Source organism: Nocardia sp. NPDC058176, assembly GCF_042883805.1.
Taxonomy (GTDB): domain Bacteria; phylum Actinomycetota; class Actinomycetes; order Mycobacteriales; family Mycobacteriaceae; genus Nocardia.
Window position 1 is genome coordinate 129,530 of sequence record NZ_JBHVVA010000005.1, and the last position, 24,676, is coordinate 154,205.

Consider the following 24,676-nt stretch of genomic DNA (forward strand, 5'->3'; position numbering starts at 1 on the left):
CCCGCAGGAGCGACCCCCTATGACGTCGAGCACCGACGCCGGTTCGACCGACCAGTCGACGGCGCAGGCCCGTCCAGAGCGCCCGGCCACCGAGCGCCGCGTCCGGCCCGATCGGCCACGCACCGAAGCACCCGTCGCGCCGCGCGCGCGCACGGGCAAGCCGGTCCGCCGCCGGTCCGAAGGCCAGTGGGCGCTCGGCTACCGCGAGCCGCTCAACCCGAACGAGCAGTCCAAGAAGGACGACAACCCGCTCAACGTGCGGGCCAGGATCGAGAACATCTACGCCAAGGGCGGCTTCGACTCGATCGACAAGGCCGACCTGCGCGGCCGCTTCCGCTGGTGGGGTCTCTACACCCAGCGCGAAGAGGGCTACGACGGCACCTGGACCGATGACGACAACATCGATATCCTCGAGGCCAAGTACTTCATGATGCGGGTGCGCTGCGACGCGGGCGCGCTCAGCGCGGCCCAGCTGCGCACCATCGGTGGCATCTCCACCGAATTCGGCCGCGACACCGCCGACCTGTCCGACCGCGAGAACGTGCAGTACCACTGGATCGAGGTCGAGAACGTCCCCGAGATCTGGCGGCGACTGGAATCGGTGGGCCTGCACACCACCGAGGCCTGCGGCGACTGCCCCCGCGTGATCCTCGGCTCGCCGCTGGCCAGTGAGTCGCTCGACGAGATCATCGACCCGACTCCGGCGATCGACGAGATCGTCAAGCGCTACATCGGGAAGAAGGAGTACTCCAACCTTCCCCGCAAGTTCAAGACCGCGATCTCGGGCCAGCAGGACGTGGTGCACGAGATCAACGACATCGCCTTCGTCGGCGTGAACCACCCCGAGCACGGTCCCGGCCTCGACCTGTGGGTCGGTGGCGGCCTGTCGACCAACCCGATGCTGGCCAAGCGGGTCGGCGCGTGGGTGCCGCTCGACGAGGTGCCCGATGTGTGGGAGGCCGTGGTCTCGCTCTACCGCGACTACGGTTACCGTCGCCTGCGCACCAAGGCGCGCCTGAAGTTCCTGATCAAGGACTGGGGCATCGAGAAGTTCCGCCAGGTGCTCGAGGACGAGTACCTCAAGCGCAAGCTGATCGACGGTCCCGCGCCGGAGCAGCCCGCCAAGCCGATCGACCACGTCGGCGTGCAGAAGCTGCGCAACGGCCTCAACGCCGTCGGCTTCTCCCCCATCGCCGGTCGCGTCTCGGGCACCATCCTGAGCAAGGTCGCCGATGCCGCCGAGAAGTACGGTTCCGACCGGATCCGGTTCACCCCGTACCAGAAGCTGATCGTCCTCGACATCGCCGACGACCAGGTCGACGCGCTGATCGACGAGCTGGAACCGCTCGGCCTGCAGGCGCGTCCCTCGATCTGGCGCCGGAACCTGCTCGCCTGCAGCGGTATCGAGTTCTGCAAGCTCTCCTTCGTCGAGACCCGTAAGCGCTCGCAGGTGCTGGCGCCCGAGCTCGAGCAGCGGCTGGCCGACATCAACGCCGAGCTCGACGTGCCGATCACGATCAACATCAACGGCTGCCCGAACTCGTGCGGCCGGTCCCAGATCGCCGACATCGGCTTCAAGGGGCAGCTGGTCGACGACGGCTCCGGGAATCAGGTCGAGGGGTTCCAGGTTCACCTGGGCGGCAGCCTCGGCCTGGACAGCGGGTTCGGTCGCAAGCTGCGTCAGCACAAGGTCACCAGCGTCGAGCTCGGCGACTACATCGAGCGCGTGGTCCGCAACTTCGTCAAGAACCGGGAGTCCGGGGAACGCTTCGCGGTGTGGGCGGTTCGCGCCGACGAGGCCGACCTGCGATAAGTCGAAGAGGAGAACTCCACTGTGACAACGAATCTCGCGGCGAAGCTGGCCGAAGACGAACTGCGCGCACTGGCCGAGCAGGGCGCGGCCGACCTCGGCCCCGACGCCTCGGCGGCCGAGCTGATCGCCTGGACCGACCAGCACTTCGGCGGCAACTACATCGTGGCGTCGAACATGCAGGACGGCGTGCTGGTGCACCTGGCCGCGCAGACCCGGCCCGGTGTCGACGTGCTCTTCCTCGACACCGGCTACCACTTCGCCGAGACCATGGGCACCAGGGACGCGGTCGAGGCCGTGTACGGCGTGAACGTGGTGAACGTGCGCCCCGAGCACAGTGTCGCCGAGCAGGACGACCTGCTCGGCAAGGACCTGTTCGCCCGGGACGCCGCCGAGTGCTGCCGGTTGCGCAAGGTTGTTCCCCTCAAGACGTCGTTGTCCGGGTACAACGCGTGGATCACCGGCATCCGCCGGGTGGAGGCCCCCACCCGCGCCAACGCGCCGCTGATCTCGTTCGACGAAGCCTTCGGACTGGTGAAGATCAACCCGATCGCGCCGTGGTCCGACGACGAGATGGCGGCCTACATCGCGGCCAACGGCATTCTCGTCAATCCCCTGGTGGAGGAGGGTTACCCGTCCATCGGCTGCGCGCCGTGCACGCGCAAGCCCGAACCGGGGTCCGATCCGCGCAGCGGCCGCTGGGCCGGGCAGGCCAAGACCGAATGCGGATTGCACCAATCATGACCGTCACCACCACTGGGAGTGAGCCTGTGAGTACCCACACCACCGAACGCGAGCTCGGCCTGACCGAGTTCGACACCCTCGCGGCGCTGGAATCCGAGGCGATCCACATCTTCCGTGAGGTCGCGGGCGAGTTCGAGCGCCCGGTGATCCTGTTCTCCGGCGGCAAGGACTCCACCGTGCTGCTGCACTTGGCGCTCAAGGCCTTCTGGCCGGCGCCGCTGCCGTTCGCGCTGCTGCACGTCGACACCGGGCACAACCTCGACGAGGTGCTCGAGTTCCGCGACAAGGTGGTCGAGAAGTACGGCCTGCGCCTGCACGTCGCCTCGGTCGAGGAGTACCTGGCCGACGGCAGGCTCACCGAGCGTCCCGACGGCATCCGCAACCCGCTGCAGACCGTGCCGCTGCTCGACGCCATCACCGAGCACCGTTTCGACGCGGTGTTCGGCGGCGGCCGCCGCGACGAGGAGCGCTCGCGCGCCAAGGAGCGGATCTTCTCGCTGCGCAACGCCTTCGGCCAGTGGGACCCCAAGCGTCAGCGTCCCGAGCTGTGGAACCTCTACAACGGCAAGCACGCGCCGGGTGAGCACGTGCGGGTGTTCCCGCTGAGCAACTGGACCGAGCTCGACATCTGGCGCTACATCGCCCGCGAGGACATCGACCTGGCCAGCATCTACTACGCCCACGAGCGCCCGGTGTACCAGCGCGACGGCATGTGGATGACGCCCGGCGTGTGGGGCGGCCCCGCCGAGGGTGAAGCGCTCGAGACCCGGTCGGTGCGCTACCGCACCGTCGGCGACGGTTCCACCACCGGCGCCATCATCTCCGACGCCGCCGACAACGAGGCCATCCTGGCCGAGGTCGCCGCGTCCCGACTGACCGAACGCGGAGCGACCCGTGGCGACGACCGAGTGTCGGAAGCCGCGATGGAAGACCGCAAGCGAGAGGGTTATTTCTGATATGTCCGACCTATTGAGGCTGGCCACCGCCGGTTCTGTCGACGACGGCAAGTCCACCTTGGTCGGACGGCTGCTCTACGACACCAAGTCCGTGCTGGCCGATCAGATCGATGCCGTCACCCGCGCCTCGGTCGACAAGGGGCTGTCCACGCCGGACCTGTCGCTGCTGGTCGACGGTCTGCGCGCCGAGCGTGAGCAGGGCATCACCATCGACGTGGCCTACCGCTACTTCGCCACGCCGAAGCGGTCTTTCGTGCTCGCCGACACTCCGGGCCACGTGCAGTACACCCGCAACACCGTCTCCGGCGCGTCCACCGCGCAGCTGGTGATCCTGCTGGTCGACGCGCGCAAGGGCGTCATCGAGCAGACCCGTCGTCATGCCGCCGTGCTGGCGCTGCTCGGTGTGCCGAAGCTGGTGCTGGCTGTGAACAAGATCGACCTGGTCGAGGATCCGGCGACGGTGTTCGCCGAGATCTCCGCCGAGTTCAACACGCTCACCTCGACGCTGGGCTGGGCCGACGAGGACGTGCTGGAGATCCCGGTCTCCGCGCTGCACGGCGACAACATCGCCAGCCGCTCCGACAGCACCCCGTACTACGACGGGCCCTCGCTGATCGAGCACCTGGAATCGGTTCCGGTGGACGCGGATTCGACCGGCGAGCACGCGCTCGGCCTGCGCTTCCCCGTGCAGTACGTGATCCGCCCGCGCACCGCCGAGTACCCCGACTACCGCGGCTACGCGGGCCAGATCGCGGCCGGTTCGGTCTCCCCCGGCGACGAGATCGTGGTCCTGCCCTCGGGCAAGCGCACCACCGTCGAGCGCATCGACACCCCCGACGGTGAACTCGCGGTCGCCCAGGTGGGCCGCAGCGTGACGCTGATCCTCGCCGACGAGGTCGACATCTCGCGCGGTGACATCATCGCCTCGGTCGCCGACGCGCCCGAGCCGGTCGACACCTTCGACGCGACCGTCTGCTGGCTCGGCGACAAGGCGCTGCGCCCCGGCGCGCGGCTGCTGCTCAAGCACGGCGCCAAGACCACCCAGGCCATCGTCGGCGCGCTGGTCGAGCGCTTCGACGAGCAGGCGCTGGCCGCCGTGCCGAACCCGGAGTCGCTCGAGCTCAACGACATCGGGCGGGTCTCGCTGCGGCTGGCCGAGCCGATCCCGGCCGACGACTACCGCACCAACCGGCACACCGGTTCGTTCCTGCTGATCGACCCCGCGGGTGGCAACACCCTCGCGGCCGGTCTGGTCGGCGATGTGCTGACCTCGGTCGAGGTCGGTGCCGCGGTCTGATGACGCGTGTACTCGCCCCGCTGCGCGGTGCCGCCATGGCGCCGCGTGGCGGTGGCGGGCCCGCACTCCTCGCGGTGGCCCACGGCAGCCGCGACCCGCGCTCGGCCGCGACGATGGCGGCCGTGGTCGCCGAGGCGGCCGCCGCCCGCCCCGACCTCACGGTCCGGCTGGCCTTTCTCGACCTGAACGCGCCGTCGGTGGAGCAGGTCACCGATGATCTCGCCGCACAGGGGCACACCTCGGTGATCGTCGTTCCGCTGTTGCTCGGCAATGCCTTTCACGCCAGGGTCGATCTGCCCGCCCTGCTCGCCGAGGCGACGCGACGGCATCCGCGACTGCGGCTGACCCAGGCCGACGTGCTCGGCGCCGACCCGCGCCTGGTCGCGGCGCTGGCCGATCGGGTCGTCGCCGCGACGACCGGCGTTCTCGTTCGGCCCGATGCCGGTGGCGCACTGGAGGATCGAGAGCCGCACACCTCGCTGCCGCACTCCGGGATCGCAGCGCCCTCCTTCGCCGTCCCCCGTACCGGGACGCCGCCCCGGTTCGCCGGCCCCGCCGCATCGCTGGGCATCGCGGTCGCCGCGGTCGGTTCGCGGAACGCGGCAGCGAATCGCCGTACCGCGGTCGTCGCGCGACGACTGTCGGCGGCGACCGGCATTCGCACCGAAACCTGCTTCGCCACAGTCGAACCCGGGATCGAAGTGGCCATCGACCGACTCCGCGCACGGGGCGCCGAACACATCGTGGTCGCACCCTGGTTCCTCGCACCAGGTCTGCTCACCGATCGACTCCTCACGGCGGCACCCGACCTGGTCCACGCCGCCGTCATCGGCGCCCACCCCGCATTGACCGAGGTGATCTGGGCCCGCTACGACAGCACGATCGCGGCGGAACTCGAACTGTCCGCCTGAGATCGACGGTCTCCGTATCCCGCCACTGCGCCGCCCACGAGCCGGAATCCATCAGGTGGTGCCGAATGCCCCTCTCTCGCTGAACAGCGCGACACGGTCAGACCTCCATGCCCCCAGTGACTCAGTTCACACAATCAACCCCTTCTCGGCATACCCCCCAGGGGTATAGTTCGTGTCAACGCAAACGCACCGAGAGAGGCGAAACGATGACCACCAACGCCCACGCCGACCACGCCACCGCTGCACACGCCACGCCGCACCAGGCGAACGACGCCGATCACCATGCCGCACACCGGAATCACGGTGGTGACGCCGGACAAGGCGCACACCGCACTGCCGAGCACGCCGGGCATCACGCGGGTCACACTCCCGAGCACGACGGTGGCCACGCGGGCCACGATCCCCAGCACGACGGGCGGCACGCGAATCGCCGTACCGCCGACCCCACCGGGCGCCACCCAGGTGACGCTGCCGAACACGCCGGGCACAGCGGTGGTCATACCGGACATGACGCGGGTGGACCCGGTGGGCTGCTGATCACGCAGGACGGGTACACCCTGGATCTCGAGACGACGATCGCCGAGCCGGGCGGGATCGATTTCCAGTTCCGGATCCTCGGGCCGGACGGGGTTCCCGTGACCGAATTCGACCCGATTCACGATCGGGAGCTGCATCTGATCGTGGCGCGGCGGGAGCTGACCGGGTTCTGGCACGTACATCCGCGCCGCGAGGCGGACGGGACCTGGGTGATCCGGCTGGAACTGCCCGAAGCGGGCGCCTACCGGGTGTTCACCGATATCGCCCCGCGCGCCCTCGGCCGGACAATCACCCTGGGTGCCGATCTGGCCATCGCCGGACACTATGCGCCACAGCCGGTTCCGGCCGTCGGGCGGACCGCCGAGGTCGACGGCTACGAGGTCACCGTCGACGGCGAGCTACGCGCCGAGGGCGACCTGCTGACGCTGACCGTCCGCAAAGACGGTGCGCCGGTGACGGATCTGCAGCCCTACCTCGCCGCCTTCGGCCACCTGGTGATCCTGCGCGCGGGCGACCTCGCCTACGTGCACGTCCACCCCAACGGCGAACCCGGCGACGGCATCACCCCGGCCGGGCCCGAAATCACCTTCCACACCGCCGTGCCCGGCCCCGGCACCTACCGCCTGTTCCTCGACTTCCGCCACGAGGACACCGTCCGCACCGCGGCCTTCACCCTGACCGCCCCGCAGACCGTCGCCCACGCACACCACCACTGATCTCGACCCACGCACACGTCCCGAACGCGAGTCCGCAGATTCCACGTTCAGCACCGAAGAGCCGATCACGGAACCGCACGCATCCAGCCCAGAACGTCATCGAATCACGGCGTCGCCACCCATCACAGGTGACGACGCCGTGCGCATGTCCGGGCGAGCCCGCCTTCGAGAAGGTTCACTCGCCGGTGGCCGGCGCAGTGGACAGCAGTCGCGCGGCAATCATGCGCGCGGCATCCACGCGGGACGGATCACCGGTCTGGCGGGCGATATTGGCGGCGCTCACGATGGCGTCGAGTTCGAAGGCGAGCAGGTCGGGATCGACCCCGGACAGAGCGCCGAGTTCGCGGGCCTTGGTGAGCTCGGCGGCGAGAAAGCCGAGCCATTCGGCGTGGTCGGCGACGACGGCGTCGCGGACCGGGCCGGTCTTGCTGCTGAACTCGGTGAGGGTGGCCACCCGGAAGCAGCCGCCGGGGAAGGGTGGCTCGTCGATGTGGGCGAACCAGCGGTCGAGCAGGGTGCGGATCCGGTCGATGCCGCGCGGGACTGCCAGGCTCGGCGCGATCACCCGCTGCACGAAGATGTCGCGACCGGCCTGCACGGCGGCCAGCTGTAGGGCCTCCTTCGTGCCGAACAGGGTGGCGATGCCGCTCTTGCTCAGCCCGAGATCGGTGGCGAGGCGCCCGATGGAGAGCCCGTCGAGACCTTCGACGGAGGCGAGTTCGGCGGCGCGGCGGGCAATGGTCGCCCTGGCGCGGGCGCCCTTGGCCAGCCGTTGATCGGTCGGTTCCGTCAGCTGGGTCATGCGCACCATTCTTCCACTCCCCTCTTGCGCAGTCGAACGAACGGTCGTACTTTTATGCACGAACGATCGTACGTTCTTATTCTGAGCTCGAAGGACTCCGCATGACCGATGTCTCCGCTCGACCCGATGATTCGCTCGCCGAACCACCCACCGATTCCGGCGCCGCGGGCCGCACCCTCGCGGTCGCCGCGGGCGCGGCCTTCATCGCGTTCCTCGACCTCTCCGTCGTCAACATCGCGTTCCCGACGATCGCCCTGAGCTTTCCCGACACCGCCACCGCCACACTGACCTGGATCGTCAGCGGCTACGCGATCGCCTTCGCGGCCCTGCTCACCCCGGCCGGGCGCCTCGCCGATGTGCTCGGCCGCAAGCGCCTGTTCGCCCTGGCGCTGACCGGATTCGCCGTGACCTCGTTGCTGTGCGGGCTCGCGCCCAACGCGGAATGGCTCATCGCCGGACGGATCCTGCAGGGCATGACGGCGGCGTTCATGGTGCCCGCCGCACTCGGACTGCTCCTCGCGGTCACCCCGCGCGCGAAGATCGGCACCGCGATCGGCGCGTGGTCGGCGGCGGGCGGGTTCGCCGCGGTCGTCGGCCCGGCGGTGGGTGGTGCGCTCGTCGAGGGATTCGGTTGGCGGGCGGTCTTCCTGATCAATGTGCCGATCGCGCTCGCGCTGATCGTGCCGGGACTGCGGCTGCCGGACGCGGGCAACGGCGGTCGCGACACCGCGCTGCCCGATGCGCTCGGCACGGTCGCCATCGCGCTCGGACTCGGCGCACTCGTCGCCGCCGTCACCGAGGGGCAGTCGTGGGGCTGGACCGCACCCGGCACGCTCGCCCTGCTGCTCGGCGGTGTCGCGCTGACACTGTTCGCCCTGGTCCGTTCCGCGAGGCGACCGAATCCCGCGGTGCCGGTGGCGCTGTGGCGCGATCGCCGCTTCGCGCTCGCCAATGCGGGCGCGTTCCTGTTCGGCGCGACGATGTTCGCCTGGCTGCTCGCCGGACCGCTGTTCCTGCACACGATCTGGCAATACTCGGTACTCGCCTCGGCTGCGGCACTCACCGTCGGCGCGGTCGCGGCGATGGTCACTTCGATCGTCGCCGGGCGCATCACGTCCGCGCGCGGACAGCGCTGGATCGGCGTGTTCGGCGCGCTGATGTACACCGCGGCGCTGGTGTGGATGAGTACCGATGCCTTCGGCCACGAGCCCGCGCTCTGGTCGGCCTGGATTCCGGCCGGGATTCTCGGTGGCGGCGGCATCGGCTTCGTCATCACCGTGCTCGGCACCGCGGCCGCGAGTTCGGTGCCACCGCAACAGTTCGCGGCGGGAATCGGCATGAACGTCACCGTGCGACAGGTCGGTGGCGCGCTCGGCGTGGCGATACTCGCGGCGATCTTCGCCGCGACGGCCGAGGACGCACTGCGCGGCTTCCACACCCTGTTCGCCGTGTGCGCCGGAATCGGCGTCGCGGTGGCCCTGCTGCTCGCCCTGCCCACCCGTTCCACCGACTGACCCAGGAGACCGACATGTCTTCCACCACCCCGCTGTCCGCCGACGACCACCCCGCGGCGACCTACACCGAGTCCGACGACCCGCTGATCCTGACCGAGCGGCAGGCGCACGTCCTGCTCACCGGAGCACCGTGGCGGCGCTTCGCGGTGCTCGGCGACTCCATCGCCGCGGGCACCGGTGACCCGAGTCCCGGTTACGCACCCACCGGCTGGGCGGACCGGGTCGCGGCCGCGCTCACCGCGGTCGAACCCGCGATCACCTATCGCAACACCGGCCGGATCGGCGCGACCAGCACCCAGGTACTCGACCGGCAACTCCCCGAGATCCTGGAATTCGCACCGGATCTCGTGCACGTCAACTGCGGCGGCAACGATCTGTTCGAGCCGGGCGCCGACCTCGACCGGTTGTATGAGAACCTCTCGACGATCTGCGCGGCGCTGGCCGCCACTGGCGCGCAACTGTCCGTCTTCACCGTCGCCGATGTATGGGATGTCGAGCGGATGGCGCCGATGCGGCCCATGCGCCCGAAGATGGCCGCGCTCAACGACGTCGTCCGCGCGATCGCCACCGAGTACGACGCCGTGTTCACCGAATTCTGGGAGCATCCGGTGCGATCGCGGCCGGAGTTGATGAGCGCCGACCTCATCCACTTCACCACCAGCGGGCACGCGGTCGTGGCCAGTGAGGTGATCAAGTCGCTGGGCGCGCGCATCGCCGCGTCCTGATCGGCGCGGGGCGGGACTCGTGCACAGGCGCTCGGCAGCGGCCGCCGCCAACCGCTGCCGAACTCAGCTGTTGGCGCGCACCAGCTCGGTACCGAGCGCGACGAGTTCGGCCCTGACCTCGGCCGGTTCGACGACCTCGACATCCCCGGCCCAGCCCGCCAGTTGGCGCGCGAGCATCTTCGTCGTATCGGCGGTGATGCTCGCGCGCACCCGGCCGTCGTCGGCCGGGCCGAGCAGGGTGCAGTTGCGGCCCTGCTGGTCGTCCAGGATCGGGGCGAGCGCGGCGGAGACGAGGACGGTCGCGGCGACGGCGGCCCGGCGCTGCTCCATCCGGGTGACGATCTCGGCCCACTGCTGCTGGAGGTCGAGATCCTCGGGCCGGTCGGCGGTGTCGTCCAGCACCGCGACCTCGACGATCCGGTCGAGGCGGAAGGTGCGCCTGCCGCGATCGGTGCCCGCGATCAGGTACCAGACAGTCTCCTTCTCCACCAGCCCCCAGGGATCGACGGTCCGGGTGGTGCACTGACCCGACCGCAGATAGTCGATCCGCACCCGGCGACGATCCACCACCGCACGCTGCAGGATTTCGAGCGTCGCGGGCGGCTCGGGATCGGGCCGGCCCCACCGGGCCGGGTCGACGACCACGGCGTCGGCCGCGGCGGCCGCGTCCGCGCGGAAGGTCTGCGGCAGTGCCCGAACCAGCTTGCGCAGCGCGGATTTCAGCTCGGGAGCGGCCTGCGCCGCGGGCCCGGCCAGCAGGAACAGGGCCCTGGTCTCCCCCGCGGTGAGACCGGACAGGTCGGTGCGGGCGCCGCCGATCAGCGACCAGCCGCCACCCCGGCCCGCCTGCGGGTACACCGGGATGCCCGCCGCCGACAAGGCCTCCAGATCGCGGCGGGCCGTCGCCACCGACACCTCTAGTTCGGCGGCGACCTGCGCTGCCGTCACCCGGCCGCGCGCCTGCATCAACAGCAGGGTGGCCACCAATCTGTCCGCTCGCATACACGACGATTCTGCCGGAAAAAGTGCTCATTCGATGCGCACTTTGGCTGGCAAAGTCAGTGTCGACACCAGGAACGACACAGGGAGAAGCCCATGCTGAACGGAATGGCCACCACCACCTACTACGCCGACGACCTCACCGCCGCCAAGGACTGGTACACCGAATTCCTCGGCATCGCACCGTATTACGAGGTGCCGGGTGGCTACTACGAGTTCCGGGTCGGCCCGCTGCAAGCCGAGCTGGGCATCATCAACCGGGCCTATGCGCCCGCGGGCGCGCAGAACGCGCCGGGTGGTGGCGGAGTGGTGTTCTGGCAGGTCGACGACCTCGCGGCCACCCATGCCCGGCTGCTCGAGCTCGGCGCCACCGAGTACGAGCCGATCACCGAGCGCGGCGAGGGGGCGGGGTTCGCGACCGCGGCGGTGCTCGATCCGTTCGGCAATGTCCTCGGGATCATGACCAACCCGCACTTCGTCGCCATGACGGCGCCGCTCGCCGCGACGACCTGAGGGTCAGCCGGTGAACCAGCGTTCGAGGACGGTGGCCACCCCGTCCTCGGCGACATCGCCGGTCACCTCATCGGCGAGGGCGAGCACATCGGCGGGTGAGCTCGCCATCGCGACGGAATGCGCGGCCCAGCGCAGCATTTCGCGGTCGTTGAAGCCATCGCCGATGGCCAGCGTCTCCTCGGGCGCGACGCCGAGCACGCTCCGGAGGCGTTCGAGCGCCCAGCCTTTCGACACGCCGCGGCGGGAAACGGTGAGCCACGGCCCGTATTCACCGTGGACCCAGGATGCGTCGGGAACATCGAGCGAGGCGAGCAGGCTCAGCATCTCCTCGACGGTGCCGCTGGGCCACCAGCCGTTGAGCCGCGGCGTCGGCGCACTGCTCAGCACCCGGTGGTCGACGAGCTGGAAATCGCCGATCGAGTACTCCCCCGGACCGTGCCCGGTCGCCCAGGTGCCGACGCCGACCCGTTCGGCGGCGAAGACCATCTCCGGGAACAGCGCGCGCAGGGCGAGCACCGCGGGACCGGGATCGAAGGACTGCACGGCAACGGGTTCACCGCGGGCGACGTCGACGTGGACGGCTCCGTTGGAACACAACGCGTGCCCCTCGGTGAGCCCCAGTTCGCCGAGCACCGGCCGGGTGGTGAGCACCGTGCGCCCGGTGGTCACCACCACATGCGCCCCCGCCGCCACCGCCGCCCGCACCGCCGCGGTGACCCGCGCGCTGATCGCCGACCCCGTCGCCAACAGGGTCCCATCCACATCGAGCGCAATCAGTTTCGGCGCTCCCCCGAGTCCGGCCACCACCCCATTGTGCCCGCCCCCACCGACACCCACACCCCATTTCACCAGCCGTTCGACCCGCTCGGATACCCACGGGCCCACAACATCTCATCGTCCGGGTTCAGCCACAGGTGCTGGGCGCGGGGGCGCCGGCGAAGCGGTCGTGGATCCAGCCGAGCATGACACCGGGAAACGCGGCGAGCAGGTTCAGGCTGTGGCCGACGATCGCACCGGGCGCGATGGCCGGAATCCCGGTGCGATGCAACGCGACGGTCGTTCCGCGGGCGCACCAGCGGTCGGCCAGGTCGGCGACCGGTTCCGCGGGGACATCGTCGTTGTCTCCGGTGATCAACAGGATCGGCACTCGGGGAGCACGGTGTCCGAGCGACAGCCGATCGGCGACGTCGCGGGTCACCGGGTTCTCGTCGAGGTTTTGCCAGAGCGGCCGCCCATCGGCGGTCCACGCGGTGGAGTGCTGAAATCCGTAGCGGAGGATGGCTTCGGTGGCACATTGGCCGGCGGCGTCGTTCATCAGCGCACGTCCGGCGGGACTGAGCAGCTGGTCAACCGCCTGTGCCGCTTCAGGAGAGTAGGCGGACACAGTGTTGAGCACGTATCCGGCCACGGCGATCAGTGCCTCGCCCTCGGCGCGGGCGAGTACAACCCGCAGGTCGGTGGGCACCGAACCGGCGATGATCCCCAGGACGTCGAGTTCGGGCGCGTAGCCGGTGAGTTCCTCGGCGACGCCGCCTGCCGCGTTGCCGCCTTGCGAGTATCCGGTGAACACGACCGGGCCACCCGCCGGGATCGCGGGGTCGCCGAGGCGCTGGGCGGCACGGACCGCGTCCAGAGCCGTGCGGGCCTCGGCGATGGGGTTGAGTGCCGAGGGGGTGCCTTCGGTACCGAGGCCAGGGTAATCGGGCACGACGACGACATAGCCTTGCGCCAATAGCGCGTACAGGAACGGCAATTCGTACTCGGCCATGACACCCAGCGGCGGACTGTATCGGATCGACCCAGGGATGTGCAGTGACGGCGCGCAGTGCCGTCCCTGTCCGTGGACACCGTTGAGGTAGGCGACGAGCGGCTGCGGCCCGGGGCCCTGCCATGCCGCAGCCGGTTTCAGTACGAGCCCGGTCGACACCGCCTGGCTCCCGTGCGTGTCACTGGTGTGGAACATGATCCGGGTCGCGGTACCGGGCAGGGTACCGGTGGGGATCGGTACCGACAGGGTCAGTGGCGCCGGTTCGGTGCGGATCACGTCGCCGGGAGCACCCGGCGGCAGTGGCGCGGGCTGGTCATAGAACGCGGGGACCGGGTCGGCGGCGGCTGGCACCGTGAGTACGGCCGCGGGGAGGGCGATCATGATCGCGCACAGTGATCCGATGATGGTGCGGCGCAGAGTCATCGCTGCAGGTCGGCGGAGTCGCGGCGCACGCGGGCGTCGTAGGCGCTACGGGCGGTGTTGTCGAGGCTGTGCAACACCCGATCGCGGGTGAGGCCGCCACGCACCGCGGCGAGCACTCGATCGGGCAGCAGCGCGGCGACGATCTTGTAGCCGCGCATCCAGCCCGGGACGGCGACGAGGGTACGGCGATGTCGACAGGAAGCCACGACCGCGTCGGCGATGCGCTCGGGCTCGACGGTGGGCAGCACCCCGCCGAGCCGCACACCGGCGACCAGGTCGGTACGCACCGCCGACGGCAGCACCGCGGTCACGGTGACACCGGTCCCGTGCAATTCGTCGCGAAGCGATTCGCTGAAACCGATCACCGCGTGTTTGGAGGCGCAGTAGCCGGCCAGTCCGGCGGCCGGCACCTCACCGAGATAGGAGGCGACATTGACGATGTGCCCGTGCCCGCGGGCGAGCATGCCGCGCAGGGCGAGTTTGGCACCGATGAGCACACCCCTGACGTTGATGTCGAGGATCGCGTCGGTGATCAGGTCGTCCTCGTCGACGAAGCGACCCATCGGCATGATCCCGGCATTGTTGACCAGCACGTCCAGTGGGCCGTCGATCGCGGCGAGGAACGCGGCGAAGGACTCACGCGAACGGACGTCCACGGCGTAACCCTTCCCGCCGATCTCGGCCGCTGCCGCGTGCGCCGCGCCCTCGTCGATGTCGCCGACATGGACCGTGGCGCCCTGGGCGGCAAAGGCTCTCGCAGTGGCCAGGCCGATGCCTCTCGCGCCACCGGTGACGGCGACGTTCACTCCGGCGAGCCGCACGGGTTTCATCTCAGGCTCCCCGCACGATCTCGACGGTCTCGTACCAGTGCGCGATCAACGGATAGCCGCCCTTGCCGTTGTTCCAGGTCTTGCGGGCCAGGTGGACCCCGGGGACGATCTCCACGACCTCGTCGCGAATGTTGCGGCCCAGCTTGGGATTCGACTCGATCGGCGCGAAGTCCAGGATCAACGCGTCCGTGCCGGGCGAGGAATACGCGCCCTCCACGTAGGTGATCATCTCGAGGCCCTCGTAGACGTCGCCGACCTTCGTCAGCAAGCCGGGCAGGACGAACCGTGCGACGTTCGCGAACAGGGCCGTGAACTGGTTGGTGCTGTTGCCTTGCGGGTTGTACTTCTTCCCGAGCCAGAACCGGGACGAATCGAATCGCTCACAGACCGCCTTGATGGCGGTGAAGAGCACACGACCGGCGGGGTCGATGCCCGCCCAATCGCCCCAGCCGATCAGGTGACCGCGGGAGGGGCCCACCGGCCGCGGCGGTGTGCCGAGCGCGAACAGTTCTTCGATCTCGGCCGTGGTCCCCGGCTTGCCGAAGTCTCTGGTGAGGCGCGCGAACCAGCCCAGTGTGGCGTCCTGCGCGGCCTGGGCGTCGTTCGCGGCCAGCTCCCTCAGCCCGGCGACCCGAGCCGCGACCGTGGCAGAACCGGTGGTGATGTTGCGTGTCATGACCTCCATGAAACGCCAGAATGAACAATCAGTCAATAACTGACTGGATATTCATTTCATGACTTATGGGTCACCGAGGTGCGCTCGACTACGATCACCGGCATGGCTCAGCCCCTCTCACGCGTCGAACGACGCAAGCAGGAAACGCGACGGGAGATCCTCGACACCGCCCTGGCCTGCTTCGGAGAACGCGGGTACCACGCCACCGGCATCTCCGACATCGCCAAGCGGGTCGGCATCGCACAGGGCACCTTCTACCTGTACTTCCAGAGCAAGCACGACATCGCCGAACAGGTCCTCGACGACCTGATGGCCCGCCTGAGCGCCGCATTGACCGAACTCCCGCCGGAGGCCCCCGCGACCCTGTCGGACTACCGCGCGCAAGCCGGGCGAATCACCGACACACTGACCCGGGTGTTCAGTGACGACCCGCGCGCCGCACGGTTCCTGCTGCTCCAAGCCGCGGCCATCGATGACGAAATGGCCGAACGCGTCCTCGGCTTCTACGACTCCGCTGCCGCGCTCCAGAGCAGCTATCTCCAGCACGGCGTCGACGCGGGCTACTTCCGCGCCGATCTCGACGTGGAAGCCGCGGCCCGCGCCGTCAACGGCATGCTGCTCGCCGCCGCGATGTATCAGCTCCGCGACCCCGCACCCGACGCCTTCGAACGGCTCACTCGAACGGTGCGCGAGATCATCTACCACGGCCTCGCCGGCGAAACCTCCCGCCACGACGCACGAGACGGTGCCTGAACCGATGACCGAACCCGCCGGTCACCCCATGAGAGTCATCAGCGACCGGTAGGTCTGGCCGGGTGTTGTCGCGCAGCAGATTTCATCGCGATCGGTCGGCGGAGATCGCCAGGCCGCGGCGGCCTGCATGGCGACTCCGTCGCCGTAGGAGTGCTTTTCGGTCAGCGTCGGCCGCCGCCGCCTCCGCCCCCACCTCCGCCACCGCCGCCGCCTTTCGAGCCGCCGGAGGAGGAATCGCCGCCCGTGGACGAGCCGCCCTTCGAGGAGCCGCCCCTGCCGGAGCCGCCGGTCGAGGAGCCGCCCGAGCCGCCACCTGAGGTGCCGTTCGACGAGGAGCCACCGGTCGAGCCGCCGGAGGATGCGCCGCCGCCCGAAGAGTTACCGCCAGAGGAGTTTCCGCCGAATGCGCCGCCGCTGGAAGCACCGCCACCGGATGCGCCACCGCCAGAGGCACCACCGCCCGATGCACCGCCACCGGACGCACCGCCGCCGGACGCGCCGCCGCCCGACGCGCCACCGCCACCACCCGACGCACCGCCACCGCCGCCCGATGCACCGCCGCCACCACCGGAAGCACCTCCGCCGGACGAGCCGCCGTCGGATCCGCCGCCACCGGAGGCACCGCCACCCGACGCGCCGCCACCGCCAGAAGCACCACCGCCGGACGCACCACCATCGGATCCGCCACCCGACGCACCACCACCGGAAGCACCGCCACCCGACGCACCACCACCGGAAGCACCGCCACCCGACGCACCACCGCCGGAGGCACCACCGGATCCGTCCGTTCCGCCGGGCCCACCGGTCGAGCCACCACCCGATCCGCCGTCGGTGGCGCCACCGGTACCACCGCCCGGCGCTGTGCCACCGGACTCCGTGCCTCCGGAAGGCGCAGTGCCCGTGCCGGTTCCACCGGGCGCCGAGGCTCCGCTGTCGGCGGGTGTGCCGATACCGGGCACCGCGGTGCCGTCGGTCGGCGTGGACGGACCGGTCCCCGGAATCGTGGCGCCGGGCGTCTCCGTCCCGGGCGTCGACGGAAGACCGGGCACCGAGGGTCCACCGGGAGTCGACGGTTCGCCCGGAGTCGAGGGCGCGCCGGGATTCGTGCCGGGCGAAGTGATCGGGCCCGCGGAGGGCAGGTCCGGCGGCCCCGGGTTGGTCGCTCGGTTCGGCGGATGCACGGACTTCTCGAAGGGCAGGGGGTTGATGAAGCGGGCCGGATCGCCGTAGGTCGTGCGGGCCAGCGGCGAGCGGCATTCGTCGTCGGGAATGCCCTGGCGGCTGGAACCGCCGCGCTCGCCACCGGCGAAGGTCTTGGCGGAAGTGGGTGCGCGGTCCGGGGCGACGAACCGTTCGTAGGCCGTGCGAGCCGCGGCCGCGCCGGCGACCACGACCCGCCCGGTGACCGGGTCGATGCTGCCGAGCAGCCCGGCGGTCCGGGCGGCGACCAACTCGGCGCTCATGTCGTAGAGCAGCGCGTCGGCGGGCGCGCCCAGCGCGGGGAACCGGTCGAGCACCGGGGTGAGACCGGGATCGAAGGGACTGCCGAACACCGTCATCGCCGACATCGCCAGCGCGGAAACCACCGCCGCGCTGGAGAACACGGCGACGTGCGGACCCGCGCCGCCGCTCTGCTGCTCGGGGGCGAAGGTGCGCGCCGCCAGGCCCGCCGCGCCCGCGGCGACCACCTGGCCGGGATCGGCGACGGTGACCAGCGGGACGCCGAGTTCGGCGAGGGTCCGGGTGACCTCGGGCGCGCGCGTGGCGCCGCCGACGACCAGGATCCGCGACAGATCGGCCAGGCGCAGGCCCGCGGCGGCCACGCTGTTGCTGACCAGCGGGAAGGTGTCGCGGATGTGCTCGGCGCGCAGTGCGTCGATGTTCACCATCGAGGTGAGCGTCTGGGTCGCGCGCGCCGAGCGTGGTTCACCGGCGTAGCGGGCGACCATCTCCCCCAGCGGCTTGCCACCGAAATCGGTGGAGCGCACGGGTGTGCCGATCATCGGATGGTGCGGCCAGTCGGGGCCCACGCGCAGCACCGTGAGGTCGAGACTGTTGGCGCCCAGGTCGTAGACGAGCACGAAACCCGGTGCCAGCGGGCCCTGTTCGAGCTCGAGCCATTCCGCGGCGGCGACCGGCTCCGGCACCAGCAGCACCTGACCGGCGCCCGCCAGATGCAGCGCCTGCCCGAGCAGGGCGACCTGCTTGTCGGAATACACCGCCGGATAGGTCAATACGGCGCCTTCGGCCGGTTCGGCCAGCTCGATCAGCCCGGTGACCACCTCGGCGATCAGGTTGGTCGCCGAGTAGAACCTGCCGCCGATCACGATCGGCTCCGGTTCGCGGCTCAGGTCCGCGAAATCGGTGATGGCGGAGGCGAATTCGTTGATCGCCCCGATGCGGGGCCGACCCGCCTCGTCGAATGTGAGTGCGGTGCGTCGTGTGCGCACCGCCGGTTTGGCCGGATCCTCGGCGACGACCGCCGAAATCGCATTGACCGTACCGATACTCAAGCCCAGACCTCTGGTCATGTTTTTTGCTATCCCGTCAACGCACCGTGACCACGTCCAGCACGCGAGCGCACCATGTGGCCGCGGTCGTCTTCCAAACAGCTCGCACAGATTAACTGCCTCATCAACGAATTGCTGCCTGATTGATACGAAACACGTGACCTTTGGCCCTTGTTAGCGGATACACGCAGGTAACGAGGCATACGGACAATCGTCCAGTCCCCTGAACGATGCCGGGTCGACCTGCAGACTCCGAGAGTCAGCTACTAGCGAGTAATCGTCCTGAGCCACCGATAAATACATTCTTGCGGTTTGTTATTGGCCATAATCAGCGCACTTACCGACCGGTAATCAATTCATTTACCGCTGATCAGATTTCACTTTCGCCGAAATACATTGCCGCCGATCGGTGCTCGCACCGCGAAAGATGATGCGTCAATGCAACGACCGATACCCGCCAGCGCAGACCGGCCGGCGACGGTTGACTCGAAGCACGGAGAGACGCCAGGTGGGTCTCCGAACATCAAGGGACAGAAGGGAATACACATGTCCACTCGTTTCGCCGACCAGGTCGTCCTCATCACCGGTGCCGGTTCTGGCATCGGCAAGGCGGTGGCGCTGCGGGTCGCGGCCGAGGGCGGGGCCGTCGTGCTCGGCTCGCGGGGCAAGGATCAGGGTGAGCAGGTCGCCGAGCAGATCCGCGCCGCGGGCGGGCGCGCGCTGTTCATCCCCACCGACGTCACCGTCGAGGACGACGTCGAACGCCTCACCCAGGGCGCGCTCACCACGTTCGGCCGGCTCGACGCGGCCTTCAACAACGCGGGTGCGATCAACGCCTTCGGCCCGGTCGCCGAGATGGACACCGCCGCATGGCATGCCGATCTCGCCCTGAACCTGACCGGGGTCTTCCACGGCCTGCGGCACCAGGTGCCCGCGATCACCGCCTCCGGCGGCGGCGCGATCCTCAACAACGCCTCCAACCTCGGCGTGGTCGGAATGGCCTCGGTCGCGGGGTATGTGGCGGCCAAGCACGGTGTCGTCGGGCTCACCAAGTCGGTGGCGCTCGAGACCGCGGCGGCGGGGGTGCGGGTCAACGCGCTGCTCTCCGGCGCGGTCGAGACCCCGGCGTTCCGCGCGTCGATGGGCGCGACACCCGAGGGCGAGGCGGCGATCGCGGCACTGCACCCGATCGGGCGGATCGCCCAGCCCGAGGAGATCGCGGCGCTGTGCGCGTTCCTGCTCAGCACCGAGGCCTCGTTCGTCACCGGTGCCGCGGTCTCGGTGGACGGCGGCTTCACCGCGCAGTGACCGCAATGCCGAAGGCCCGCCACATCATCGGATGCGGCGGGCCTTCGGGTGTTCGTCGATTCAGCTGCGCGCGAGCAGCCGCCGCAGCGGACGCACCTGCGGTGCCGCCGCACCACCGGCGCGGGCTTGCGGGCGGCGAGCGCGCACCAGACGATCGAACGCCTGCGCGTCGCGCACGGGCTCACGCAGCTTGCCAGTGTTGAAATCCTCGGCGAGCTGCTCCACCGTCTCCTGCGCACAGGACTTGTTGGTGCCGATGAACCCGCTCGGACCACGCTTGATCCACCCGGTCACATAGGTACCGGGCACGATCTCGCCGCCGGGGGCGGTGAGCACGCGGCCCCGCTCGTTCGGGATCACACCGCGCGCGTCGTCGAAGGGCAGGCCCTCGGTAGGCACACCGCGGTAGCCGACGGAGGTCAGCACGACGCCTGCCTCCAACAGCTCGATGTCCCCGGTCGCCACCGCACCGACGCGACCGTCGGCATCGGCGACCAGCTCGTTGCGCTCGACCCGCACGCCGGTCACCGTCTCGGTGCCGACGATCTCCACCGGCGAGGACAGGTAGCGGAACACGATCCGCCTGCGCTCACCGAAGGGCCGGGTCGCGACGCTGTGCAGCAGGCGCAGCTTCTGCTCGACCTTGTAGGACAGCTCCGGGGTGATCTCGGGCAGTTCGCCGTCGATCGCGATGTCGATGTCGGCGGCCAGCAGGCCGACGAACTCGGGCACCGTGAACGCCGACTCGGCCGGACCGCGACGGCCCAGGATCACGACCTCTTCGATCTTGCTCTCGCGCAGGGCCTTCAGCGCGTACGGCGCGATGTCGGTACCGGCCAGCGTCGCCGGATCGACGGTCAGGATGCGGGCCACATCGAGGGCGACGTTGCCGTTGCCGACGATCACCACCCGCTTCTGGTCCAGATCGAAGGTGTCCTCGGCGTGCTCGGGATGACCGTTGTACCAGGCCACGAAGTCGGTGGCCGAGACATTGCCCGGCAGACCCTCGCCCGGGATGTTCAGCTTGCGATCCGAGGACGCGCCGACGGCGTAGACCACGCCGTGGAAGTGCTCGAGCAGATCGGCGTGGCTGATGTGCTTGCCGATCTCGACATCGAGGTAGGTACCGAAGTCGTCCTGCTTGGACATCACGTCGAACAGGTCGGCGACCTTGCGCGTGCGCTTGTGATCGGGCGCGACGCCGAGCCGGGCCAGCCCGTAGGCCTGCGGCAGCCGGTCGAACATCGTGACCGAGACACCGGGCTGGGTCAGCAGCTCGTCGGCGGCGTACATCGCCGACGGGCCCGACCCGACGATCGCGACCCGCAGCGGCGAGCGCTTGGTGTCGATCGCCGGGGGCATCACCGGGCGGGCCAGCGTCGGCCGGTCCCGCTGGACCCGGTAGAAATCGGCGTTGATCTCGATGAAGGGCTTCTGCTCGTGGGTCAGCTTCTTCGACGAGGTGATCGCGTCGACCGGGCAGGCCGTGGCGCAGGCGCCACAGTCCACACAGGCCGCCGGATCCACGTAGAGCATCTCCGCGGTGAGGAAGTCCGGCTCATCCGGGGTCGGATGAATACAGTTCACCGGGCACGCGTAGACGCACGAGGCGTCACTACAGCATGACTGGGTAACGACGTAGGGCATGGAAGACTACCGCCGACTCAGGCGACTGCGTGCTTGACGGAGCGCTTGGGCTCCGAGCGGTAGCGGCTGGACGGGCCGTCGATACCGAGCAGCTTCCAGACCCGCTTGGACACCGAGTTCATCAGACCGATCTCCTCGGCGAGCGCGCGCACGTCGATGAAGTAGTCGGCGAAGACCTGCTTGGCCTCCTTGGAGCCGTAGAACAGCTCCTTGCGCACTTCCTTCGGCATGTCGAACTGCTTGAAGAAGGTCTTCGGCGGGGTCGCGATCGCCCGGCCGAGGATGAACATGATGACCGGCATCGCGATCGAGAGCACGAACTTGTTGAGCGGCCGCTGGGCGGGCACGTTCTTCTTCAGGAACTCGTGGGCGAAGGAGATGTGGCGAGCTTCCTCGGCCACGTGGATCGCCATCACGCCGCGCATGATCGGGTGGATGTCGTCACCCGAGCGCAGGATGTCCTTCTGGATGTGGTCGATCGGCTCCTCGCCGGCGAGCACGGCCATGAAGAAGAAGTTCGGGAACAGCGCACCGCCGGGCGAGGCCAGGTGGCGCAGCTGACGCACGAGCGGGTTCATACCCGGCACGTCGGCGACGCGGTTGACCATCTCCTGGAACATCAGAGTGTGGTTGTGCTCTTCGATCATCTCGTGCGAGCAGTACCGGAACTCCGGGTCGTTGTTCTTCAGGTTGAAGATGTGCTGCATCATCCCGATGATCAGGATGGCCTCGAACTGCAGGCCGACCTTTGCCACATTGGCCTGGCGGACCTTGCCGATCTCGATCTTCACGTCCTGCGGCAGGGACTGGTACCAGGGGTGGCGACCGATCGGGTCGGCCGAGGTGACCAGGATCCAGCGCTCCGGCTTGCAGTTCGGGTCGAAGTCCGGGTTGTCCCAGTCGATGTCTTCGAACGGGTCGAAGTGGCGGTCGACCGACGCTTCGGAAAGCATCAGCAACTTCTCGGCGTACGCCTGAGCCTCGGCGACTACAGGATCGACGTCAGGGGTGGTGGGCGCAGACATCGTCGTCACTGCCTCTCCTCAAGGGACGTTTACTGTTTCCAATAGTTACACCTATGAGGGGGCGCGTCAACTCCGGGAACCGCGCGGATTCGCGTGTTCGGCGCGTCGAAAAGCCGAGAAGAAAAGCTACTCACCAGTAGAAACGCTTCTACCTGTGACGCTGGGTCATACACAGTCACCGGTGGCTCGTGGCGAGTCGGGAAAAATAGATTCGCGCCGAGCGCGTCGTGTCGCTTTTCGGACCGCCGGTACCGGTTACCCTGCGCCGATGCCGCACACCGGGTCGGCGCGCGGACGTCCAGCGAACAGCACGACAACACCGACAGGGCCCCGCGACACCGTGTCGCGGGGCCCTGTCGTGGCGGTCGAATCAGCTCGTCGGCAGATCCGGGATGCGGGTGGCGCGCGCGTAGACCGTCTCGCCCTCGGTCAGCCGCAACGCCGCGGCATCGCCCCGGGTCACCTGCGCGGCGAACTGGTCACCGGTGGCGGCATTGCGCAACTCGAGGCGCACCTCGAAGCCCAGGCGCACGATGCGCTCCACGGTCGCCCTGGTGACACCGGCCGAATCCGCGGTGCCCTCGTGCTCGGCCAGCGCCATGCTCGGATCACGGCCGACGCGGATGTCGTGCGGACGGACCAGATGGCCGTTGAGCCGGGCCACCGCGCCGAGGAACGACATCACGAAGTCGTTGGCCGGGCGATCGTAGACATCCTCGGGCGTACCGACCTGCTCGATGCGGCCCTTGTTCATCACCGCGATCCGGTCGGCGACGTCGAGCGCCTCCTCCTGGTCGTGGGTGACCAGCACGGTGGTCACGTGAACCTCGTCGTGCAGCCTGCGCAGCCACTTGCGCAGATCGGTGCGCACCTTGGCGTCGAGCGCGCCGAACGGCTCGTCGAGCAGCAGCACCTGCGGATCCACCGCCAGCGCGCGGGCCAGCGCCATGCGCTGGCGCTGACCACCCGAGAGCTGCGCCGGGTAGCGGTGCTGGAAGCCGTCGAGGCCGACGATGCCGAGCAGTTCGTCGACGCGCTTGGCGATCTCGGCCTTGGGACGCTTGCGGATCTTCAGGCCGAAGGCGACGTTGTCGCGCACGGTCATGTGCTTGAACGCGGCGTAGTGCTGGAACACGAAGCCGATGTCGCGCTTCTGCGGCGCCACGTGCGTCACGTCGTTGCCCGCGATCCGCACGATGCCCGAATCCAGCGACTCGAGGCCGGCGATCGCGCGCAGCAGGGTCGACTTGCCCGAGCCGGACGGACCGAGCAGCGCGGTCAGCTCACCGGAGGGGATGTCCAGGCTCACGTCGTCCAGGGCGGCGAAGGTGCCGTAGTTCTTGTTCGCACCGGTCACGGTGATCATTGGTCGCCCCGCTTGCGTTCGAAGAGAGTCATCAACAGAAGGGTCAGGATGGCGATGCCCATCAGCAACGTCGCGGCGCTGTAGGCGCCGAAGGTGTTGTGGTCATCGATGTAGCGGCTGTGCACCAGCAGCGTCAGCGTCTGGGAGACGCCCGCGAAGCCCGACGACACCATGATGACCGCGCCGAACTCGCCGAGCGAGCGGGCGACGGTGAGCACGATGCCGTAGCCGAGGCCCCACCGGATGGCGGGCAGGGTGATGCGCACGAAGGTCTGCCAGCCGGACGCGCCGAGGGTGGCGGCCGCCTGTTCCTGCTCGGTGCCGATCTCGTGCAGCACCGGCTCCACCTCGCGCACCACGAACGGCAGCGTCACGAAGATGGTGGCGATCACCATGCCCGGCAGGCCGAAGATCACCTTGAAGCCGAGGTTCTCGATGCCGCCGAACCAGCCGTTGGCACCCCACAGCATGATCAGCGCGACGCCGACCACGACCGGGGACACCGCGAACGGCAGGTCGACGATGCCCTGCACGAAATTGCGCCCGGGGAAATTCCCGCGGACCAGGGCGAGCGCGGTGATCACGCCGAACACCACATTGATCGGGACCACGATCGCGACGATGATCAGCGACAGCTGGAACGCCGACTGCGCCGCGGGCGTGGTGATCGAGGCGATGAACGCGCCGATCCCGTTCTCGAAGGTGCGCCACAGGATGATGAACAGCGGCAGCACCACCAGGATGAACAGGTAGCCCAGCGCGATGGTGCGCAACGAGATGCGCGTCACGGCTGTCGGTTTCATCGGGTACCCACCCTCGCTTCGGCGCGCGGTCCGCGCGCCACAC

General features: G+C 69.2%; 23 protein-coding genes. 11 read left to right on the top strand and 12 right to left on the bottom strand.

Annotated elements, in window-relative coordinates; all coding sequences use genetic code 11:
• Positions 1 to 19 precede the first annotated feature (19 nt).
• Genes ACFVVM_RS24940 through ACFVVM_RS24960 form a run of 5 tightly spaced genes read left to right on the top strand, consistent with a single transcriptional unit; the run spans position 20 to position 5,718 of the window.
• The gene (locus tag ACFVVM_RS24940) at positions 20 to 1,813 is read left to right on the top strand and encodes a nitrite/sulfite reductase (RefSeq protein WP_387622703.1); all 1,794 of its coding nucleotides are present in this window, start codon (positions 20 to 22) and stop codon (positions 1,811 to 1,813) included.
• 21 nt (positions 1,814 to 1,834) lie between these two features.
• Positions 1,835 to 2,554, top strand: coding sequence for a phosphoadenylyl-sulfate reductase (locus ACFVVM_RS24945; protein WP_387622705.1), 720 nt, complete (start codon positions 1,835 to 1,837; stop codon positions 2,552 to 2,554).
• A complete protein-coding gene (gene cysD, locus ACFVVM_RS24950) occupies positions 2,551 to 3,510 on the top strand; it encodes a sulfate adenylyltransferase subunit CysD (RefSeq protein ID WP_387622708.1) in 960 nt (319 codons plus the stop codon). Before ACFVVM_RS24945 ends, cysD begins: the two co-directional genes overlap by 4 nt.
• Before the next feature lies 1 nt (position 3,511).
• Positions 3,512 to 4,807, top strand: coding sequence for a sulfate adenylyltransferase subunit 1 (locus ACFVVM_RS24955; protein WP_387622711.1), 1,296 nt, complete (start codon positions 3,512 to 3,514; stop codon positions 4,805 to 4,807).
• Positions 4,808 to 4,842: 35 nt separating this feature from the next.
• Positions 4,843 to 5,718: a sirohydrochlorin chelatase gene (locus tag ACFVVM_RS24960; RefSeq protein ID WP_387623480.1), complete on the top strand. Its 876-nt coding sequence runs from the start codon at positions 4,843 to 4,845 to the stop codon at positions 5,716 to 5,718.
• A gap of 134 nt (positions 5,719 to 5,852) precedes the next feature.
• On the opposite strand, the gene ACFVVM_RS24965 is transcribed toward ACFVVM_RS24960, so the two are convergent.
• Positions 5,853 to 6,377, bottom strand: a complete 525-nt coding sequence (locus tag ACFVVM_RS24965) for a hypothetical protein (RefSeq protein ID WP_387622714.1) — start codon at positions 6,375 to 6,377, stop codon at positions 5,853 to 5,855.
• On the opposite strand from ACFVVM_RS24965, the gene ACFVVM_RS24970 reads away from it, so the two are divergent.
• Positions 6,354 to 6,971, top strand: a complete 618-nt coding sequence (locus tag ACFVVM_RS24970; RefSeq protein WP_387622717.1) for a hypothetical protein — start codon at positions 6,354 to 6,356, stop codon at positions 6,969 to 6,971. The genes ACFVVM_RS24965 and ACFVVM_RS24970 overlap by 24 nt on opposite strands.
• Positions 6,972 to 7,146: 175 nt before the next feature.
• Here the strand turns inward: ACFVVM_RS24970 and ACFVVM_RS24975 are convergent, their stop codons facing one another.
• Positions 7,147 to 7,773: a TetR/AcrR family transcriptional regulator gene (locus ACFVVM_RS24975; RefSeq protein WP_387622720.1), complete on the bottom strand. Its 627-nt coding sequence runs from the start codon at positions 7,771 to 7,773 to the stop codon at positions 7,147 to 7,149.
• A 101-nt stretch (positions 7,774 to 7,874) separates the two neighbouring features.
• Between ACFVVM_RS24975 and ACFVVM_RS24980 the strand changes: the two genes are divergently transcribed.
• Positions 7,875 to 9,287: an MFS transporter gene (locus tag ACFVVM_RS24980; RefSeq protein ID WP_387622723.1), complete on the top strand. Its 1,413-nt coding sequence runs from the start codon at positions 7,875 to 7,877 to the stop codon at positions 9,285 to 9,287.
• Between the two features lie 14 nt (positions 9,288 to 9,301).
• On the top strand, positions 9,302 to 10,012 hold the full coding sequence (locus ACFVVM_RS24985) for an SGNH/GDSL hydrolase family protein (protein WP_387622726.1): 711 nt from the start codon (positions 9,302 to 9,304) through the stop codon (positions 10,010 to 10,012).
• Between the two features lie 63 nt (positions 10,013 to 10,075).
• Here ACFVVM_RS24985 and ACFVVM_RS24990 read toward each other — a convergent pair whose 3' ends face one another.
• Entirely contained in the window at positions 10,076 to 11,014 is a 939-nt protein-coding gene (locus ACFVVM_RS24990) for a helix-turn-helix transcriptional regulator (protein WP_387622728.1), read from the bottom strand.
• Positions 11,015 to 11,107: 93 nt separating this feature from the next.
• On the opposite strand from ACFVVM_RS24990, the gene ACFVVM_RS24995 reads away from it, so the two are divergent.
• The gene (locus ACFVVM_RS24995; protein ID WP_387622731.1) at positions 11,108 to 11,524 is read left to right on the top strand and encodes a VOC family protein; all 417 of its coding nucleotides are present in this window, start codon (positions 11,108 to 11,110) and stop codon (positions 11,522 to 11,524) included.
• 3 nt (positions 11,525 to 11,527) lie between these two features.
• Here ACFVVM_RS24995 and ACFVVM_RS25000 read toward each other — a convergent pair whose 3' ends face one another.
• From ACFVVM_RS25000 to ACFVVM_RS25015, 4 genes are read right to left on the bottom strand one after another with little or no spacing between them, the layout of a single operon-like run.
• The gene (locus ACFVVM_RS25000) at positions 11,528 to 12,409 is read right to left on the bottom strand and encodes an HAD family hydrolase (RefSeq protein ID WP_387622734.1); all 882 of its coding nucleotides are present in this window, start codon (positions 12,407 to 12,409) and stop codon (positions 11,528 to 11,530) included.
• 19 nt (positions 12,410 to 12,428) lie between these two features.
• Positions 12,429 to 13,715, bottom strand: coding sequence for an alpha/beta fold hydrolase (locus tag ACFVVM_RS25005; RefSeq protein ID WP_387622736.1), 1,287 nt, complete (start codon positions 13,713 to 13,715; stop codon positions 12,429 to 12,431).
• A complete protein-coding gene (locus ACFVVM_RS25010) occupies positions 13,712 to 14,545 on the bottom strand; it encodes an SDR family oxidoreductase (protein ID WP_387622739.1) in 834 nt (277 codons plus the stop codon). The genes ACFVVM_RS25005 and ACFVVM_RS25010 overlap by 4 nt, the downstream gene beginning before the upstream one ends.
• A 1-nt stretch (position 14,546) precedes the next feature.
• The gene (locus ACFVVM_RS25015) at positions 14,547 to 15,221 is read right to left on the bottom strand and encodes a hypothetical protein (RefSeq protein ID WP_387622741.1); all 675 of its coding nucleotides are present in this window, start codon (positions 15,219 to 15,221) and stop codon (positions 14,547 to 14,549) included.
• A gap of 102 nt (positions 15,222 to 15,323) precedes the next feature.
• Between ACFVVM_RS25015 and ACFVVM_RS25020 the strand changes: the two genes are divergently transcribed.
• A complete protein-coding gene (locus tag ACFVVM_RS25020; protein WP_387622744.1) occupies positions 15,324 to 15,974 on the top strand; it encodes a TetR/AcrR family transcriptional regulator in 651 nt (216 codons plus the stop codon).
• Positions 15,975 to 16,135: 161 nt separating this feature from the next.
• Here the strand turns inward: ACFVVM_RS25020 and ACFVVM_RS25025 are convergent, their stop codons facing one another.
• The gene (locus ACFVVM_RS25025; RefSeq protein WP_387622746.1) at positions 16,136 to 18,487 is read right to left on the bottom strand and encodes an Hsp70 family protein; all 2,352 of its coding nucleotides are present in this window, start codon (positions 18,485 to 18,487) and stop codon (positions 16,136 to 16,138) included.
• A 543-nt stretch (positions 18,488 to 19,030) separates the two neighbouring features.
• Here ACFVVM_RS25025 and ACFVVM_RS25030 point away from each other — a divergent pair.
• Complete coding sequence (locus ACFVVM_RS25030) at positions 19,031 to 19,792, top strand: SDR family NAD(P)-dependent oxidoreductase (protein ID WP_387622749.1); 762 nt, start codon at positions 19,031 to 19,033, stop codon at positions 19,790 to 19,792.
• A 60-nt stretch (positions 19,793 to 19,852) separates the two neighbouring features.
• Here ACFVVM_RS25030 and ACFVVM_RS25035 read toward each other — a convergent pair whose 3' ends face one another.
• From ACFVVM_RS25035 to cysW, 4 genes are all read right to left on the bottom strand, one after another.
• Positions 19,853 to 21,439, bottom strand: a complete 1,587-nt coding sequence (locus ACFVVM_RS25035) for an FAD-dependent oxidoreductase (protein WP_387622751.1) — start codon at positions 21,437 to 21,439, stop codon at positions 19,853 to 19,855.
• Positions 21,440 to 21,456: 17 nt separating this feature from the next.
• A complete protein-coding gene (locus ACFVVM_RS25040; RefSeq protein ID WP_387623482.1) occupies positions 21,457 to 22,464 on the bottom strand; it encodes a diiron oxygenase in 1,008 nt (335 codons plus the stop codon).
• 370 nt (positions 22,465 to 22,834) lie between these two features.
• Positions 22,835 to 23,830, bottom strand: a complete 996-nt coding sequence (locus tag ACFVVM_RS25045) for a sulfate/molybdate ABC transporter ATP-binding protein (RefSeq protein WP_387622753.1) — start codon at positions 23,828 to 23,830, stop codon at positions 22,835 to 22,837.
• The gene (gene cysW / locus ACFVVM_RS25050) at positions 23,827 to 24,633 is read right to left on the bottom strand and encodes a sulfate ABC transporter permease subunit CysW (RefSeq protein ID WP_387622755.1); all 807 of its coding nucleotides are present in this window, start codon (positions 24,631 to 24,633) and stop codon (positions 23,827 to 23,829) included. The genes ACFVVM_RS25045 and cysW overlap by 4 nt, the downstream gene beginning before the upstream one ends.
• Between the last annotated feature and the right edge of the window lie 43 nt (positions 24,634 to 24,676).